Origin of the sequence: Sphingobacterium composti, from assembly GCF_009829075.1 — a bacterium.
GTDB classification, from domain to species: domain Bacteria; phylum Bacteroidota; class Bacteroidia; order Sphingobacteriales; family Sphingobacteriaceae; genus Sphingobacterium; species Sphingobacterium composti.
The window spans coordinates 1-17,024 of sequence record NZ_WUQZ01000025.1; the positions used below are offsets into that span (position 1 = coordinate 1).

The following is a 17,024-nucleotide window of genomic DNA, read 5'->3' on the forward strand; positions in this document are numbered from 1 at the left end:
AGATCCTTTTATACAGGATAATTCAACTGCCATGATTTTAAAAGATTCTTCAAATACTCGTGCCATATGTTAACAAATTTAATTCTTTATTTTTTAAATCTGTCTCCACTCAAAGGTAGCAACTCCAAACGGGATTAATTCCCGTTCCGACCTTCCACAGCACCGCACGTACCGTTCGGTATACGGCGCTTCCCTAAGTTGTAACACAAACTCGCTTGTATTCTGCCAGTAAAGATGGGTATCCCAGTTGTTTAAGATAGTCGTTGGAAAGGGTTGTTGTCAGTATCCAGCTTTTTGCTGTGTGCCAGTAACTTTTCCTTGTATGTGCCCATTTGTACGCCTTGTATTTACTTACACCTAGTTGTAACAAGTTCCTAATTTTAGACTTGCTGTGTTTCCATTGTTTCCATTTGACCATACGTAACCTACGGCGATACCACATATCCAGATGCCCCAGTTTGGTCCCCATGTCCGCTAGTTTAAAGTAGTGCATCCAGCCTGTGAGGTATTCCCTCAAGTAGAGAATTCGCTGTTCATCGCTCCAACCTCGACTGCGGCCCGTTAGTCCTTTAATCCTAGCTTTCATCTTCCCTAGACTTTTAGGGTGAATACGTAAGCGCCACTCCCCTCTGTAATTGTAGAAACTGTAGCCTAAAAATTTAATCTTGGATACATGACGAACGACGCTTTTCTCTTTATTGACCTTAAGCATCAGCTTACCTTCAACAAATTTTGTGATCGATTCCATAACCCGTCAGGCACTCCGTTTACTACGACAAAGTATCATAAGGTCATCAGCCTAACGTACAAATTTGTGTCCTCGAGATTCCAGTTCTTTGTCCAGTTCATCAAGCATAATATTGCTCAAAAGTGGGCTTAGTGGGCCTCCTTGAGGTACACCTTCTGTAGTTACTTTAGTCCTTCCGTTTATTTCTACACCTGCTCTCAAGTATCGATGGATAAGTGAGAGCAGTCTTCCATATTTGATCGTGCGTGATAATAATTCAATCAGTTTACTGTGATTCACCGTATCGAAGAACTTCTCTAAGTCCATGTCTACACCATACTTGTATCCCTTTTCAATATATTCTCTGCATTTGATAAGCCCTTGATGCGCGTTGCGACCCGGACGAAAACCATAGCTGTGGTCACTGAATTCAGGTTCGTAGATTGGTGTCAGGATTTGACTAATGCCCTGCTGGATGAGCCGATCAACTACTGTTGGAATGCCCAGCATTCGCGTTGACCCATTGTCTTTAAGAATTTCGACACGTCTTACTGGAGCTGGGGAATAATCCCCTTGCTTGATGGATGTTAAAAGTTTCTCCTTATGCTCTCTAAGATAATCCCCTAAGGATTCGACGCACATCTTATCGATACCGCAAGCACCACGATTACAAACCACTTGTAAATAGGCAGTATTCAAGTTCTGACGGTCAAGGAGTTGTTCTAAAAGTCCATCTACTTTTGTGTTTGTATCGGTGAGGTTCTTTTCAATCATCCCAACAAAAGTCTGCCCTCCCACATAGCATTCGCGTTCCGCCCTATTCTTTTGTGATCAGGTTGATAAACGTTATCAATTTTCTGCATTCTATCCTTCATTAGGTAGTTCTCGTGTATTGCTCACTAACTTAAGGTTCATTCCTTCCTTGCTTTGCCGTAAGCAAGTACTACGAAATCGGCTGACTTCTCACAGCTAGCTTTACTCCTTGCTTCTGAAAAAAAAACTTCCACAAGTCTGTGAGATCTCCCCGGGTAAAAACGATAACTTTCATCTCATGTGTCTGCTACATTTACCTTGATGCTTCTGTACAGTATAGGACTTTAGTTTGTGTTGCAACCTCATCCAGCATAGTAGGCCTTATATGTAGTTTCTGTCCGTCAGACCGAGAATTTGCCTGAGGCTTCCTTCAGATTCCACCTCACGGTGGACACCCTTGCCTTCGGCTAACACTTCCAACTGTAATGGCGTGTTCGGGACTTGCACCCTAGAGTTATCGCCCATGCCGGGCGCACAACAGAAAAGCCTTAATCTCACGATTAAGGCCTTTTAACTAACCAACTAATAAACTATATTAACCTACTCTACGATCACGTTCTACTTTTTCACCTTCTATTCTGCGTTTTGATTCACCGCGACGCTCAAAATTTTTCTTGCGATCTTCACCTATTTTGAAAGAGTGATCTCCACGTTTTGCAAACTTCTCTTTCCAAATTTCCTTTTGCTCTGGCGTCAAGATTTTTTCAAATTTTTCACGTTGAGCTAAACGTTCTTTACGAGCTTGTTCGCGCTCCTTTTGTCTTATTTCGTGCTGCTTTTTAAATTTATTTGCCTGATCCAGTTGCAACTTGTAAATATCATTACGTTGCTTTGTTGTCAAACCAAGTTCCTTTTCAATCTTTTCAGTACGCTTTTCAGCAATTTGCTCTGGGCTTAATTTAACCATATCCTTGCGCACATATTCCTTACGTACATAAGATTTTTTATCAGAGTTAGTTTTCTTTATTCCCTCTTGAGCTAATGCTCCAAAACTAATACCTGATAATACTATTGCTAATGATAAAAACTTTTTCATTTTATTGTTCTCCCTTGTTTTAATTATAAACTTTATAGTACAATAGATGTGAAAACATTCAAATCGTTTAATTTGAGTTTAGTTAAAAATTGTTAAGAAGAAAAAAGGGAAATTTGGGATGGTCTATAAACAGAAAATGCTTTCATCTCGAAAAGCACATCATTTTGAATTTTTAACTTTCATCAGAAAGTTAACTTCTTGTTAACGTTTCTGACTTTTTGTTTGTTCTGTTTTGGTTGGTTGTTCTACGAATCCCCAATTAGTCACATAGTACATATACGGGCTTCTTGTCAATAAAGATTTTTTTTCTTTTTGTTTTCTTATCATATTTTACCTTTCTTTTAATCATTTGTAGTATAAATAACAATAACCGAGCCAAACATGTTTTACTGACACAAGCAGCTATTTCTACCCTGTTGCAACAAAATAAATTACCAAAATTGTAATATATGTAGTTACAGAATTAAGAATTACTTAAACTTAAAAAAGCCCGATGAGTAATCTCATCGGGCTAAAGTATAATAAGATATGTTATAAGCCTTGGTGTTTGCGTATAATATTCAACGCGCCGCCAGCTTTGAACCATTCGATTTGTTGTGCATTATAGGTATGATTCACTTGAATTTCTTCTTTTGATCCATCCTCGTGATTTAATACAAGAGTCAATGGTGTATTTGGGGCGAAAGTAGTTAAGCCGACAATATCAATAGAATCGTTTTCTTGAATTTTATCGTAGTCGTCTTTATTGATAAATGTCAATGCCAACATACCTTGCTTTTTCAAGTTGGTTTCGTGAATACGTGCAAAAGATTTCACTAATACAGCACGAACACCCAAATGACGTGGCTCCATAGCAGCATGCTCACGTGAAGAACCTTCTCCGTAGTTTTCATCCCCCACAATGATTGATCCTATACCAGCAGCTTTATAGGCACGTTGTGTAGCAGGTACAGCACCGTATTCTCCTGTTAATTGATTTTTGACTGTATCAGTTTTGTCGTTAAAATAGTTAACAGCCCCAATCAATAAATTGTTAGAAATATTATCTAAGTGACCACGGTATTTCAACCAAGGGCCAGCCATAGATATATGGTCAGTAGTAGTTTTACCTTTAGTCTTGATTAACAATTTCAAACCAGTTAAGTCAATACCTTCCCACGCAGCAAATGGTTCTAATAATTGCAAACGATCAGATGTAGGCGATACCTCAACATTCACAGAAGAACCGTCTTCTGCGGGGGCTTGATATCCTGCATCTTCTACATCGAAACCTCTAGCTGGCAATTCATCACCAACTGGTGGATCCAATTTTACTTGTTCACCATCTTTGTTAGTTAATGTATCCGTTACTGGATTGAAACCCAAATCACCTGAAATTGCTATTGCAGCAACCATTTCGGGTGAAGTCACGAAAGCATATGTATTTGGATTACCATCAGCACGCTTCGCAAAATTACGGTTGAAAGAGTGCACGATTGTATTCTTCTCTTGCTTATCTGCTCCTGCACGATCCCACATACCTATGCATGGTCCACAAGCATTTGTAAAAATTGTTGCATTCAAATCTTCAAATGTCTTCAACAATCCATCACGGTCAGCTGTATAGCGAACTTGTTCCGATCCCGGGTTAATACCGAATTCAGCTTTTGTAACCAATCCTTTGTCAATTGCCTGTTTTGCAATAGAAGCTGCACGAGATAAATCTTCATAAGAAGAATTCGTACATGAACCTATCAAACCCCATTCAACTTTTGTAGGCCAGCCATTTTTGGATGCCTCCTCACGCATACGCGAAACTGGGGTATACAAATCTGGCGTAAAAGGACCATTCAATGAAGGTTCTAGTTCCGAAAGATTAATTTCTATAATCTGATCAAAATATTGTTCTGGATTTGCATATACTTCAGGGTCACCTGTCAAATGCTGTTTAATAGCATTTGCAGCATCAGCAATTTCCTCACGACCTGTAGCACGCAAATAACGCTCCATCGATGAATCGTATCCAAATGTTGAAGTCGTTGCGCCTATTTCAGCCCCCATATTACAGATTGTTCCCTTACCAGTACAAGACAATGATTCTGCACCATCACCAAAATATTCTACAATAGCACCTGTACCACCTTTTACAGTCAAAATACCTGCTACTTTTAAGATTACATCTTTAGGTGCGGCCCATCCTGATAATATACCAGTCAATTTGATACCGATTAATTTGGGAAATTTTAACTCCCAAGGCAAACCTGCCATTACATCACACGCATCAGCGCCACCGACACCAATAGCAACCATACCAAGTCCACCAGCATTCACCGTGTGTGAATCTGTACCTATCATCAGACCACCCGGGAAGGCATAATTTTCTAATACAACTTGGTGAATGATACCTGCTCCAGGTTTCCAGAAGCCAATACCATATTTATTGGAAACAGAACTCAAGAAATTAAAAACTTCCGAACTTTCATTTTTAGCACGATTTAGGTCTTTCTCTGCACCTTCTTTTGCCTGAATCAGGTGATCACAATGCACTGTTGAGGGTACCGCGACTTTAGCACGACCAGCCTGCATAAATTGCAACAACGCCATTTGAGCCGTTGCATCTTGCATTGCTACACGGTCTGGGGCAAAATCTACATACGATTTGCCACGCTCGTAAGACTCCGTAGCACGACCATCCCAAAGGTGTGCATACAAAATTTTTTCTGAAAGTGTCAACGGTTTATTCACCACTTGACGAGCAGCTGTAATGCGTTCGTCGAATTGTGAATAAACTTTTTTAATCATGTCTATATCAAAAGCCATATCTCTCTATTTATAATTTATTTCTAAAATTGACAAGACAATTTACTATTATTTTTTTACAACTATAGTTTAGTCAATGTCATTTGCATTATTTAAAATGATTCTAATCTTTTAAAAGTTAGCTGTTTGAAGTTTTACTGTTCACAGCTGTAAAAAAATTACAGCTTTAGAAACAAACATTTAATAACCGATTTTGTTGATATTCATCAATTCCTTACTCCCTTCTATTTTAAGTATAATAATTATCATCAAAATTATAAACTATAATTATCTTTATACAAATCAAAAGTGATGAATATTATAATTACTGGTGCGTCCTCTGGCATAGGTCAGGTTGTCGCTGAACATTTATCAAATCTTGGGCATCAGGTTATCGGCACGAGTCGCTATAAGGAAGGTAATTATAGAAATTATGAGCTGTTCAAACTTGATGTTACAGATACACTATCGGTGGATGAATTCATCAACAAAATCCTTAAGAGATTTGTAAAGATCGACATACTTATTAATAATGCTGGCTATGTATTGTCTGGACCAATAGAAAACAGTAGTATTCAAGAAGTAAAACAACAATTTGACACAAATTATTTTGGTGTAGTTCGAATGATTCAGAAAATTTTACCTCACTATCGAGCTAATAATAGTGGTAAAATATTAAATATATGTTCCTTAGCGGGCCAAATAGGCATGCCATTTCAAGCTCATTATTCTGCTAGCAAATTTGCTCTAGAAGGCTTGGTAGAATCACTAAGATTAGAGCTATCTCCTTACAACATTCAAATTTGCAATATAAATCCAGGTGATTTTAAAACACATATTACAGCAAATAGAAAAACTTCGGAGTGTATTGGAGTTGCTTATTCAACAACATTCAAACGCACATTAGAAATCTATGAGAAAGAAGAATTTAACGGTGCCAACCCACAAAAAATTGCCAAATTGATAGCAACTCTATTATCTAAAAAAACATTAAAAACAAGATACACTGTGGGTAAATTATCACAAACTTCAGCCATTACATTCAAACGTATATTTGGAGCACAAATATTTGAAAAGGTGATGAAGTGGTTGTGGAAAATAAATTGAGATTGTTTGGTAATTATATAATACAATATTCACACATTATTACAAATACTTAAGATTATGCTATCGAAACCAATTTCTGATCCTCCAGTTTGTACAACAGATTTATTAGCTTTACAAGATACTTTAGAAATCATTGGAGGCAAATGGACATTATTAATTATCCATTATCTCCTTACGCGGCAAAATGAAGTGAATACATTTACTAAAATTCAAAATGATATACCTGGTTTATCTGCAAAAGTTTTAACTAATGAATTGAAAATATTAGAAATTAATAAAATTATTACACGAAAAGAATTGCATACTAAACCCGTGTCCGTACGATATGACATCACTTCTTATGGCAATAAAATTCAGCAAGTAATTAGTATGCTTGTCAGTTGGGGACAAGATCATCGTACTATGTTATTTGACAAAAAAAAGCAGTCTTCATTTACATAAAGACTGCTTACATTATACTTTAAGTCGCTTAGCTTATTTAGTAGCAACGATAGTTACTTTGAAGTTGATTTCTTTAGAAATCAAATCATCTTTTTTACCTTCGTAATTAACGCCCCAGTCTTCACGTAAAATATTGAAATCTGCAGAAGTTTTAACCGATGTTTCAGATACTTCATCAACTTTAGCATCAAAAGTAATATTTTTAGAAATACCTTTGATAGTCAAGTTACCTGAGATAACTGCATCAGAAGCTGTTGCGCCAGCTTTAACTTCAGTGATTTCAAAAGAAGCTTCTGGGAAAGTGCCTACTGCGAAGAAATCATCAGCTTTTAAGTGACCGTCTAATTTATCTTTGTCTTCGCCTTCTAAATCCGTACTGTTGATTGTATTCATATCTAATACAAAGTTACCACCTGTGATCGCGCCATTGTCTACGGAGATAGAACCAGACTTGATAGTAACAGTACCTTCGTGTTTACCACTTACTTTTGTACCTGTCCAAAATACTTGAGATTGAGCCACATCAACTGTATATGCAGTACCTACTACTGAATCTGCTACAGCCACTGAGTCTGTAGTTTCTGCTTTTTTACCTTCTGGATTACCAGCACATGAAGCCAATACCAATGATGCTACAGCTGCAAATAAAACTAATTTTTTCATGTTTGTTAAAAGAAATTTTAAATAGTTAATGCACAAAATTACAATTCTCAATCAAATGCGAAAGTTATTTATATTTAAATAACATTCAAAAGACAATTCACTAGTGTCCAGATGGCTGGGCTTCAACACGCTTAATGTCAGCTCCTAATGCTTTTAATCTTTCTTCAATATTTTGATAACCTCTTTCTATTTGTTCAATATTGAAAATGGTAGATTTTCCGTTTGCAGATAAAGCTGCGATTAATAAAGACACACCTGCACGAATATCTGGAGATGACATCTGAATACCACGTAGTTTCGTTTGTTTATTGTTACCAATCACTGTAGCGCGGTGTGGATCACATAGGATAATCTGCGCACCCATATCTATTAATTTGTCCACGAAGAACAATCTACTTTCAAACATCTTTTGATGAATCAATACATTCCCTTTTGCTTGAATAGCCGTCACCAATACGATACTCAACAAATCTGGCGTAAAACCTGGCCAAGGCGAATCAGAAATCGTCAAAATAGATCCATCGATGAATGTATCAATTTCGTATGATTCTTGAGCAGGAATAAAAATATCGTCGCCACGCAATTCCATCTTGATTCCTAATCGTTGGAATACGGTGGGGATAATACCCAACTCTTTAAAACAAACATTTTTGATTGTAATTTCAGAACCAGTCATGGCAGCCAAGCCAATGAATGAGCCAATCTCAATCATATCTGGTAACATACGGTGCTCTGTACCACCAAGACGCTCCACTCCTTCAATCGTCAATAAATTAGAACCAATACCAGAGATTTTTGCGCCCATGCGATTTAACATCTTACACAATTGCTGTAAATATGGTTCGCACGCTGCATTGTAAACCGTTGTTGTACCTTTTGCCAATACCGCAGCCATAACGATGTTTGCTGTACCAGTCACTGACGCCTCATCCAATAGGATATATGTTCCTTGTAGTTGCGAAGCATCCACATTGAAGAATTCATTTTCTGTATCGTAAACGAATTTTGCGCCTAATTTTTCGAAACCTAAAAAGTGCGTATCAAGACGTCTACGACCAATTTTGTCACCTCCTGGCTTAGGAATTGCAGCTTTACCAAATCTCGCTAACAACGGTCCTACGATCATAATAGATCCACGAAGACCTCCGCCCTTTTGTTTGAATTCTTCTGAGGTAAAATAATTTATATTGATGTCTTTCGCTTCGAACTCGTAGGTATCCTTATTTAATTTATTCACAACCACGCCCAAAGAACCCAATAAATCGATTAATTTATTGACGTCTTTAATATCTGGGATGTTGCTAATTGTCATTTTCTCTTCAGTCAACAATACAGCTGACAAAATTTGTAAAGCTTCGTTTTTTGCACCTTGAGGAACAATCTCTCCTTTTAAAGGCTTTCCACCATGTATTTCAAATGCGTTCATATATACTATTAAGGATATTTCTTTAAATAAAATAAGTAACTAATTGCTGTATTAGTTACTTATTAAATACAAATTAATCTTAGAAAGATTATTTCTTGTAGTTATTGTTACTGTTAGAATAATTTTTTTTGTAACCACCACCAGCATTACTACTGTTGTTATTATTGCTATAAGATTTTCTCTTATCGTTATTATTATTGTTATTATTCCTGTAATTATTGCTGTTGCTCGGTCTCTTATTATTGTTGTTATGAGACTGTGTACTTCTCTGATTATTATTGTTATTATTAGAAGAAGTTTGTTGTGTTTTCACACGATTTCCTGGAGGCGGAGAACGGAAATCTAATTTTGTCAATACCGTATCCTCAGGCAAAGTTAATGCACCTTTTGACAATTCTTTCAAATCCTCAATAATTTGCAAATCGTTCACCGAATCTTTATTCCAAGTTGTATAGGCCATTTTCATAAAGTTGGCAACACCTAAAGTTAATTTAGCGCGTGTCTCCTCGTTTGTAACAGAAATAGCCTTTTGAATCATTTCTTCTACAATATGACCATAATGTTTGAAACGAATCTTGTGCTGTGGGTAAGCTAAAGTTTCCGGTTTATGGTGTATTTCTTCACGCTTTGGAATCGGGTAAGGTGAATCTACATCAATCTTGAAATCAGAAATTATATATAGGTGATCCCAAAGTTTATGTTTGAAGTCCGAAACATCACGCAAATGCGGATTAAGCACCCCCATCATATCGATAACTACTTGAGCTAATCTATTGCGCTCTTCTTTATCAGGTACTGTACAAATATAGTCAACCATATTTTGCACATTTCTACCATATTCGGCCAATATTAATTTCGGACGAGTACTGTTATAATCAAAATTCATATAGTGATATTAAACGTATTCTATATTTACGTTATTATTTTAATCTAGTAAAGATAAATGTTCTTATTGAACAATCCTAAGTTTTGCAAATTTAAGCAACAATTGTTTCTGTCCCAACTCTTTAAAGAAAATAGTTGCTTTTATATCTGGTTTATTCCCCTCTAAGTTGACTACTTTTCCAAAACCGAAACGTTCGTGCTCTACTTCCATCCCTACTTGAAGATTACTCGTATCCGAAGGAGCAAATCCAGCTGTTGGCACGTGTGCCTTTGGCAATATGGATGTAGTCTTGACAATCTTAGGCTTTGGCTTCGAAAACGTATCCTTCTCTTTAGTTTGCCAAGCGATTCTGTCCGATTTGAAACTTCCTTCTGACGAACCTAAAGATTGACGTGGTGTAAAATCCAAATCCAAATAACTCGGATGCAATTCATCTATAAATCTGCTTGGTTCACAATTATTCAAAGTTCCCCAACGATAACGGGAAGTAGCATAAGAAAGATGCAATTTCTTCTCAGCACGTGTCACCGCTACATAAAAAAGACGACGCTCTTCTTCCAATTCACTGCGCGAATTTAAGGATAATTGTGATGGAAATAAATTTTCTTCTAATCCAACAATAAAAACGACTGGAAACTCCAACCCTTTAGAAGCATGAATCGTCATCAACGAAACCGTATCAGCATTTGGATCCTTGTCATTATCATCATTAGTCAACAAAGCAACGTCTTGCAAGAAAATATCCAATGTCTTTTGTTCCAAATCTTCACGTTCCGAAAATTCTTTGATACCATTCAATAGTTCTTGAATATTCTCATATCGAGCCAGCCCTTCAACAGACTTATCTTCGTACAAATCTTTCAAAATCCCAGAATGCTGTGCAATGTGCATCGCTGTATCGAAAGCATTGGAATTATTGCCAACTGCTTGAAAACTTTGAATCATCGTCGCAAAATTTCCAACTGAAGTTGCACTACGACCATCCAAAAACATTTGCGCATTAGCCACTACATCCCACAATCGATATTGATTTTTGTCAGCAGCAACTATAATTTTTTCAACCGTAGTATCCCCTATTCCACGACGTGGATAATTGATCACACGTTTTAATGCTTCTTCATCGTTTGGATTGTATGTCAGACGGAAATAAGCGATTAAATCTTTAATCTCTTTGCGCTGATAGAAGGAAGTACCTCCGTACAATTTATACGGAATATTGAGCTTACGCAAAGATTCCTCCATCGCACGAGACTGCGCATTGGTACGATATAGAATCGCAAAAGCTTTATAGGGAAGAGATTTCAAAGTTTTTTCTTGAATAATCGCTTCAGCTACAATCTTACCTTCTTCATTATCCGAAAAAGCACGGGCTACTTTGATTTTATCGCCTTCCTCATTGTCAGAAAATACATTTTTCTCCAATTGATTCTTATTGTTCGCGATAATACTATTAGCAGCATTCACAATAGTCTTTGTCGAACGATAATTTTGCTCCAACTTGAAGACTTTTACATCTGGATAATCCTTTTGGAAATTCAAGATATTTTGAATATTCGCTCCGCGGAAAGCATAGATACTTTGCGCATCATCCCCTACCACACAGATATTCTCACTCACGGCAGCCAATCTTTTCACAATAAGATACTGCGAAAAGTTGGTATCCTGATACTCATCCACCATCAGATATTTGAACTGGTGTTGGTATTTGTGCAAAGTCTCTGGGTGTTTATTCAACAACACATTTGTCTTAAACAACAAATCATCAAAGTCCATCGCTCCAGCACGGTAACAACGTTGCGCATAGGTCATATATACTTGCCCCATTTGCGGACGACCATTTTCACGGTCTTCAGCCATCAAGGCTTCATTTTTATTATACTCCTGCGGAGAAATCAAATTATTCTTAGCAGATGAAATACGACCGTACACATGATTCACATTATATAGCTTATCATCGAGATTCATTTCTTTCAAAATGGCTCTCAATAAGCTTTTGGTGTCATCAGTATCGTAAATCGTAAAATTCTTCGGATAACCAATCAACTCTGCTTCCACACGTAGAATACGTGCAAAAATAGAGTGAAAAGTACCCATCCAAATATTCTTAGCTTCTGAACCTACTACTTTCATGATACGCTCGCGCATCTCTTTCGCCGCCTTGTTTGTGAAGGTCAACACCAAAATATTGAATGGATCTACTCTTTTGTGAATAAGGTGAGCAACTCTATAAGTGATTACACGTGTCTTTCCTGAACCAGCTCCCGCTACTATCATTACCGGTCCTTCGGTTTGTTCAACTGCAGCACGTTGGGAGGGATTTAATCCTGCTAAATAATCCAAAATATATACGTAATTTTTTCGTTAAGAAATAGGTTGTAAAGATATAAATTTCGGGGCAGAATACAGCAGAATTGCTACAATTATTAGCACTTTTGATTACCTTTATGACTTAAACCTTACATCCATGAAATACAGCATAAGCTTACTATTTTTATTTATAAACCTATTTTCATTTGCGCAGACTAAAAGGGATTTACCAAAAGGTTATGTCTACCTAACAGAATATATTCCACATCTTTCTGTAGATATGAAATATTTCAGCAATCACAATTTCGTTGGGCGTAAGATTGACGGCTATAAAAGCTCAAAAGTCATATTGACAGAGCGTGCTTCTTTGGCAGTGCAGAAAATTGAAAAAGAATTAAACAAGGAAGGTCTTGGGCTAAAAGTATTTGATGCCTACAGGCCACAAAAAGCTGTTAATCATTTCAAACGTTGGGCTAAGGATATTAAAGACACCTTGATGCGCCAAGAATTTTATCCTCGCGTAGACAAACGTGACCTTTTCAAAAAGGGATTTATTGCTTCAAAGTCGGGGCATAGCCGCGGAAGTACCATCGACTTAACAATTATTGATTTGAAAACCAAGAAAGAACTTGATATGGGTGTAGCTTTTGATTTCTTTGGTGAAGAGTCCGGTCATGATTATATGAAACTGACCAATATTCAAAAACAAAACAGAATAAAACTTAAGAAAATAATGGAGAAGTATGGTTTTAGAGCCTATAGTAAAGAATGGTGGCATTATACCTATAATGATGAACCTTTCAAGGATAAGTATTTTGATTTTGACGTGAAATAAAAACAGAGTGCTTAATGCACTCTGTTTTTTAATGTTATCTGCTTATCAAAATCTTTACTCAAATCTATGAGATAACCATTCATAATTGCATATTTCAAATTACCACTTGTATCTCCAATATAAAAGTTTGCCATCCCCCCAAAATCAGCTGTCACAGGTAAATAAAAGTTAGTTTGGGTGAATAGATGAATTGGCAAAGAATGTAAAGCTTTCTCTTTCGTCTCTCCTACTTCTTTTATCTGAACAGCCATAAAACCTTTTCTAAGTAAATCAAAAGCTTGCTCGGCAGTGAGTTGATTAATATCATTCAAAATTAATGTAGCTGTTTTCGCAGGAACAAAGTGTAAGCCTTCCGCATCGATTTCATCATAACCAAAAGATTCTTTCAAATCACCGATATCCTCAATCTTACCGCGCACAAAAAAGTCTCTCCCTATCGTTGTTTCATTACGACGTATCGCTAAATCAGTTTTGAAAGAAGTCGAATCTGGACCAATCACAATATTACGAATAACTACATCGTGCAATTGTGAGGCGTTAAATGGAATATCTTCATATTGTTGCTTATCAAATTTAGCATAACTTCCTTCAGCAATTTGAACTAGCGCATTCAATATGATGATAAAGTTCAACTTACGAATTTGTTGTTTCTCTGGGTCGCCTTTCATTCCTCCCGACTCAATCAATACCGTACTAGCATCCCAAGATTGGAAATTATCACCAAAACCACGAGGGGTATATGTATCATCATATTTTGCTACGGCATCAGGAATATATTGTTGTAAAATCTCATTCATCCCAGCAGCTATTTTCATGGCATTTTCACGCACTGGGTTAATTTCACGTGGTTCATTATACGCTGGAGCCAACAATGATATGGAAACTGGATTTTTAGTTCCAGGGACATTATAATAAATATTTTGGTCGTGCAAATTAAAGCCATATTGTGGTTTTATCTCTTGTGCCCTAGCGCGCAATAAAGCGCCCTCTACTGTGTGACCGGCACGTGCGTCACGATTCATGTCTATTCCCTGTGCCGTACGTCTTTGATAACGTTCAGCACCATCAGGATTCAACATCGGAATAAAATGGATAGACAGTTTTGATGTTAACAATTTACGAATTTCATCGTGACCATCTCCTTTTCCTTCCAAGAAATTGAACAAATCGAATAATGCCATAGTCGCTGTTGGTTCATCGCCATGCATTTGAGACCAAAGCATTACTTTCTTTTCTCCAGTACCATAAGTCAATTCATAAATAGCTCGGCCTTCGAAAGATTTACCTATTTGGTTCACTGCCAATACACCCTTTCCTTTGTGCAATTGAATCAAAGAATCAATATCCGAATGTTTAAAACGGCGATATTTTAATGCCGGTTCTTTAAAAGTGGAATATATAGTATTAAATGTGAAGGTATCGATATTCATAACTTTAATTGGGGTATTTGAAGTTGTATTTGCTCCTTTGCAAGACACAAATAAAATTACAATAGATAGTAGAAAAACTAATCTTTTCATAATAACGATTTTTCTAAGTATTCAATAGTTCCTTTTGTGGCATCCATACGCGCACGTACGCCTACTGGCATCAAAAATTGATCAGAAATATGACCTATCATTGCTCCACTATAAGCAGGAATCCCCAAAGGTTTGATATAATCATTTAGCATTTGTTCAATCGTCAGTGAGCCATATCCACCAGATGGGCCACAATTCGTACACTTACCAAATATGAAACCTTTGATTTGTGACAATATACCAGCATTCATCAACTGACAGAACATACGGTCCATTCTGTCCGACTTCTCATCTATTTCTTCTACAAAAAGTATAGCATTGCTGAAATCAGGCAAATATGGCGAACCACACAACCCAGTTAATAATGTCAGATTTCCACCAATTATTGTTCCTTCTGCAATTCCTGGCGTTATTGTTTGTATTCTATCTTTATATTGAATAATTTGATTGTCTGATTTTGTAGGATTGGCATAGTTGGCTAATTTATTCTCTATAAACTGCTCTTTGAATAATTTAGCGACATAATTGCTCCATGTACTACTTCCTACCACACCATGAAACGATACTAAACCAACTTTAGCATAAAATGCTAATATCAAAGCCGTAATATCGCTGTAGCCTAGTAAAACTTTAGGATTTTTACGTATCAATTCATAATCAATACGAGGCAAAAGTCGTGAAGCTCCATTACCTCCGCGAATACACAATATGCCATCAACCTCTTTATCGGCGAACATAGTATGCAAATCGTATAAACGTTCATCATCCGTGCCAGCCAAATTACCGTAGCGCGAACGAATATACTTTCCTTCTTTAACTTTAAAACCAAAATGTGCTAACACTTCTTTGGTTATCGTGATGGTTTCCTCTTCAGATAATGCTCCTGCGGGCGTGATAATTCCTATCGTATCGCCTTCTTTCAAAACCTTCGCCTTTAATAATGATTTGACAGTACCTGTCGCCTCTGAAACAGCATTAACCGTTTGATCAGAAATGGCTAAGGCCCCCAACCCCAGTCCAATCGATTTCAAAAACGTTCTTTTATTCATTTTACCGGTTAAATAATAAGCGGTGTCCTGATCCAACTTCGATGATTTGACCATTCGAGTATGCTAAATTTCCTGACACAATAGTATGTTCAATAGTTGATGTAAATATATGATTTTCAAAAGGCGACCAACCGCATTTTGAAAGAATATTTTGACGTGTGACCTCGTACCGTTTATTTAAATTCACCAATACCAAATCCGCCCAGAATCCTTCACGGATAAATCCACGTTGCTCAATTTGAAAACATGTAGCTGTATTATGCGCTGTCTTTTGCACTAATTGTTCCAAAGTCAATTTACCTTGACTAACCATATCCAATAAAGCTAACAATGCATGTTGCACCAATGGTCCTCCTGACGGAGCTTGTAAATACGACTGTTCTTTTTCTTCGATAGTATGTGGCGCGTGATCCGTAGCAATCACGTCAATATGACTATCCAATACAGCTTTCAAAATTTGATCTCTATCTGAAGCTGTCTTTACCGCTGGATTCCACTTGATGTAATTTCCTTTGGTTTTGTAATCTTCGTCCGAAAACCAAAGATGATGCACACAAGCTTCAGCAGTAATTCTTTTTTGTTCTAATGGAATTGAGTTATCAAACAAAGCTGTTTCTCTACCTGTAGAAATATGCAAAATATGTAAGCGCGTGTTATTCTTTTTGGCTAATTCAACGGCTTTAGATGATGACAAATAACAAGCCTCTGCTGAGCGAATCAATGGATGCATTTCTATCGTAATATTATCACCATATTTTTCCTTGTAAGCAGCAAGATTCGCTTTAATAGTAGCCTCGTCTTCACAGTGTGTAGCAATCAAAGTTGGAGAATTTTTAAAAATATTTTCTAAAGCAGTTTCGTTGTCTACCAACATATTTCCTGTTGATGAACCCATAAATACTTTCACACCACAGACATCACGAGGATTTGTTTTCAATACTTCGTCAATATTATCATTTCCCGCTCCCATAAAGAAAGAATAATTTGCTAACGAAGAATCTTGACCTATATCGTATTTATCTTGAAGTAACTTTTGAGTTAATGTGTTTGGCACTGTATTCGGCATTTCCATAAAGGAAGTAGTACCACCAGCTACAGCAGCACGACTTTCTGTATAAATATTCGCTTTATAAGTTAAGCCTGGCTCTCTAAAATGTACTTGATCATCAATTAAGCCAGGAAGCAGATGTAATCCTTCTGCATTAATCTCCTGATCTGCATTAATATCAATTTGAGGTGCTAATTTTTCAATGCGTCCATTTTTTATATAAACATCCAAAACCTGAGTAGTTCCTTCATTTACGACTTGTGCATTTTTGATGAGTATAGATGACATTATATATGATATGTTTGTATATACAAACATAATAAATTGACATCTATTATTTGACTTAAATTGGTTTTGAATATTACTATAAACAAGGATAGCTTACGTT

General features: G+C 36.7%; 15 protein-coding genes. 3 read left to right on the plus strand and 12 right to left on the minus strand.

What is annotated here, in order from left to right; translation table 11 throughout:
• Window positions 1-193: 193 nt before the first annotated feature.
• The 5 genes from GOQ17_RS16225 to GOQ17_RS13785 all read right to left on the minus strand — a co-directional run bounded on the left by GOQ17_RS16225 (window position 194) and on the right by GOQ17_RS13785 (window position 5,375).
• Window positions 194-748, minus strand: coding sequence for a group II intron maturase-specific domain-containing protein (locus GOQ17_RS16225; protein ID WP_201288624.1), 555 nt, complete (start codon window positions 746-748; stop codon window positions 194-196).
• 51 nt (window positions 749-799) lie between these two features.
• The gene (locus tag GOQ17_RS16230; protein ID WP_201288625.1) at window positions 800-1,501 is read right to left on the minus strand and encodes a reverse transcriptase domain-containing protein; all 702 of its coding nucleotides are present in this window, start codon (window positions 1,499-1,501) and stop codon (window positions 800-802) included.
• Between the two features lie 574 nt (window positions 1,502-2,075).
• The gene (locus GOQ17_RS13780) at window positions 2,076-2,576 is read right to left on the minus strand and encodes a DUF4890 domain-containing protein (protein WP_159638297.1); all 501 of its coding nucleotides are present in this window, start codon (window positions 2,574-2,576) and stop codon (window positions 2,076-2,078) included.
• 201 nt (window positions 2,577-2,777) lie between these two features.
• On the minus strand, window positions 2,778-2,903 hold the full coding sequence (locus GOQ17_RS16500; RefSeq protein WP_262713861.1) for a hypothetical protein: 126 nt from the start codon (window positions 2,901-2,903) through the stop codon (window positions 2,778-2,780).
• Between the two features lie 204 nt (window positions 2,904-3,107).
• Window positions 3,108-5,375 (minus strand): aconitate hydratase, encoded by a 2,268-nt coding sequence (locus tag GOQ17_RS13785; RefSeq protein WP_159638299.1) that lies wholly within the window; start codon window positions 5,373-5,375, stop codon window positions 3,108-3,110.
• A gap of 291 nt (window positions 5,376-5,666) precedes the next feature.
• On the opposite strand from GOQ17_RS13785, the gene GOQ17_RS13790 reads away from it, so the two are divergent.
• On the plus strand, window positions 5,667-6,461 hold the full coding sequence (locus GOQ17_RS13790; RefSeq protein WP_159638301.1) for an SDR family oxidoreductase: 795 nt from the start codon (window positions 5,667-5,669) through the stop codon (window positions 6,459-6,461).
• A 57-nt stretch (window positions 6,462-6,518) separates the two neighbouring features.
• On the plus strand, window positions 6,519-6,902 hold the full coding sequence (locus tag GOQ17_RS13795) for a winged helix-turn-helix transcriptional regulator (RefSeq protein WP_159638303.1): 384 nt from the start codon (window positions 6,519-6,521) through the stop codon (window positions 6,900-6,902).
• A 33-nt stretch (window positions 6,903-6,935) separates the two neighbouring features.
• Here GOQ17_RS13795 and GOQ17_RS13800 read toward each other — a convergent pair whose 3' ends face one another.
• The 4 genes from GOQ17_RS13800 to GOQ17_RS13815 form a co-directional block, all read right to left on the minus strand.
• On the minus strand, window positions 6,936-7,565 hold the full coding sequence (locus GOQ17_RS13800; RefSeq protein ID WP_159638305.1) for a YceI family protein: 630 nt from the start codon (window positions 7,563-7,565) through the stop codon (window positions 6,936-6,938).
• 100 nt (window positions 7,566-7,665) lie between these two features.
• Window positions 7,666-8,991, minus strand: a complete 1,326-nt coding sequence (murA, locus tag GOQ17_RS13805; protein WP_159638307.1) for a UDP-N-acetylglucosamine 1-carboxyvinyltransferase — start codon at window positions 8,989-8,991, stop codon at window positions 7,666-7,668.
• A gap of 88 nt (window positions 8,992-9,079) precedes the next feature.
• The gene (locus GOQ17_RS13810; protein ID WP_159638309.1) at window positions 9,080-9,877 is read right to left on the minus strand and encodes a DUF4290 domain-containing protein; all 798 of its coding nucleotides are present in this window, start codon (window positions 9,875-9,877) and stop codon (window positions 9,080-9,082) included.
• 63 nt (window positions 9,878-9,940) lie between these two features.
• The gene (locus tag GOQ17_RS13815; protein WP_159638311.1) at window positions 9,941-12,217 is read right to left on the minus strand and encodes an ATP-dependent helicase; all 2,277 of its coding nucleotides are present in this window, start codon (window positions 12,215-12,217) and stop codon (window positions 9,941-9,943) included.
• A 124-nt stretch (window positions 12,218-12,341) separates the two neighbouring features.
• Between GOQ17_RS13815 and GOQ17_RS13820 the strand changes: the two genes are divergently transcribed.
• Window positions 12,342-13,019 (plus strand): M15 family metallopeptidase, encoded by a 678-nt coding sequence (locus GOQ17_RS13820; protein WP_159638313.1) that lies wholly within the window; start codon window positions 12,342-12,344, stop codon window positions 13,017-13,019.
• A gap of 11 nt (window positions 13,020-13,030) precedes the next feature.
• Here the strand turns inward: GOQ17_RS13820 and GOQ17_RS13825 are convergent, their stop codons facing one another.
• The 3 genes from GOQ17_RS13825 to GOQ17_RS13835 are packed head-to-tail and all read right to left on the minus strand — an operon-like array spanning window position 13,031 to window position 16,924.
• On the minus strand, window positions 13,031-14,539 hold the full coding sequence (locus tag GOQ17_RS13825) for a M14 family zinc carboxypeptidase (RefSeq protein ID WP_236537157.1): 1,509 nt from the start codon (window positions 14,537-14,539) through the stop codon (window positions 13,031-13,033).
• Window positions 14,536-15,588, minus strand: a complete 1,053-nt coding sequence (locus GOQ17_RS13830) for a S66 peptidase family protein (RefSeq protein WP_159638315.1) — start codon at window positions 15,586-15,588, stop codon at window positions 14,536-14,538. The genes GOQ17_RS13825 and GOQ17_RS13830 overlap by 4 nt, the downstream gene beginning before the upstream one ends.
• A 1-nt stretch (window position 15,589) precedes the next feature.
• The gene (locus GOQ17_RS13835) at window positions 15,590-16,924 is read right to left on the minus strand and encodes a dihydroorotase (protein ID WP_159638317.1); all 1,335 of its coding nucleotides are present in this window, start codon (window positions 16,922-16,924) and stop codon (window positions 15,590-15,592) included.
• Window positions 16,925-17,024: the final 100 nt, after the last annotated feature.